The organism is Limosilactobacillus vaginalis DSM 5837 = ATCC 49540 (assembly GCF_000159435.1).
GTDB classification, from domain to species: Bacteria; Bacillota; Bacilli; order Lactobacillales; family Lactobacillaceae; genus Limosilactobacillus; species Limosilactobacillus vaginalis.
The window spans coordinates 637,056-638,607 of the sequence record NZ_GG693412.1 but is presented as its reverse complement, the minus strand read 5'-3'; the positions used below and the strand labels follow the sequence as shown (position 1 = coordinate 638,607).

Below are 1,552 nucleotides of genomic sequence, written 5' to 3'. Positions count from 1 at the left end.
CGTGGGTACGAAGCCTTGTATTTTCCAAGTTTAAGATTGTTAGTTTGAAATCATCATAATAATCATATTTTAGCGAACAAATTTCTAGACCTTGAACCTCATACTTTCGATAGCGAGCTACCCACATCAGGACAGAACTACATCTCTTAATACCCAACTGACAAGCACCCGCCGTTGAACCAATTCCAGATAAATATACCTAAGACTGTTTTCAGCTTAACTCCTAAACCAAATTTAGTCATAGTAAAACCCCCATTAGTTGGAATTCTTTGTCCAACTATGGGGGGCACTTCAAATCTTTATTATTGTCTAATTTAGTCTATTTTTTTGATAAGATCATTAATTGCTGTAGTTAAAAACTGTCCATTTCTCATCTTTTCTGCGACTTTTATCACATTTTTTTGGAGTTCTTTATATTGGGAACTCGGTACTGAATGCAACAAATTATCAATATCGTTTAAATTGCTTATAGTTAGTCCAACATTATATTTTTTTACAAATTCTGCAATTGCCGCTTTATCCCATACGATTACAGGTAATCCCGAACTTATATACAGTGAGAATTTATGGGGAGTATTGTATCTTAAATACTGACCATACATTCCCTTACAAGTCTCTGATGATACCCCATCCCATACTAGACCATAGTCACCATTTAAATGACTAGGGAGTTTCTGTGGGGAAAATTGCCCCATATATTTAATCGATTTTGAAAATGTAGTTTCAGAGTTAGGACCAAATACATAAATACTAGTTTTGCATTTTAAATCGCTTAAAAATAACGCTTTTCTTAAATTTCCCGCATAGCATATCCTTCTCTGATAATCTTTTTTCTCAATTATTGGATTCTTATTATCATAATCCCAAGCATCTAATGTGGTAATAGGCTTTACTATACCACCTTTGACTAAAAGTGACTTCATCCTTTCATTTAACGCTACTAATCCATCAGCTTTAGCAATAAATTCAAATTCACTCTGCCTTACATCAGAATATTTGGAATCATTAAAGAAACGAATAGATTCTAAATCGTGAATTAATAAAATAACTTTCAACTTTTTATTCTTACACGCTGCTTCCAACCATAATTTTCTCAAAAAAGGTTTCCCAGAAGGATACTGAATAACAATTATTCCACTAAGGTTCCTAAGTATATATCTTGCCCAAAAGGATGACCATACTTTACCTAATTTTGATGAAGGTACCTCTATAGAAATAAAACCATCTTTTTTTAGAAAAGTTACGGCATCTTGCTTAGCCTTAACTCCACCCGTGTTTTTTTCGCTATCATGCCATTCTAAAACATACTTATTGATTTTTCTCACTCCTTAATTAATACGTCTTAGGGAAGTAACCGTATTAACTTATCTGAATACGGACTCTCAAATTTTCGACCAAACATTGCGTTACTTTTCTTGATTGCTTCATAATCACGCTCATCTAAAATCGCGGGGAAACTATTATGAATATGCTCCCACTTAATAAAGCGATGGTAATCATACTGTAATCGTGATTTAAATTGTGGAGTATTACAAATAATTGTCTGTACCCA

2 protein-coding genes are annotated in these 1,552 nt (G+C 33.2%); both read right to left on the bottom strand.

Annotation, left to right across the window (positions count from 1 at the left end; translation table 11 throughout):
* Positions 1-314 precede the first annotated feature (314 nt).
* Positions 315-1,325, bottom strand: a complete 1,011-nt coding sequence (locus HMPREF0549_RS02915) for a glycosyltransferase (protein WP_003716770.1) — start codon at positions 1,323-1,325, stop codon at positions 315-317.
* Between the two features lie 17 nt (positions 1,326-1,342).
* The coding region (locus tag HMPREF0549_RS09985; protein WP_003716769.1) for a hypothetical protein at positions 1,343-1,552 on the bottom strand (210 nt) is incomplete at its 5' end.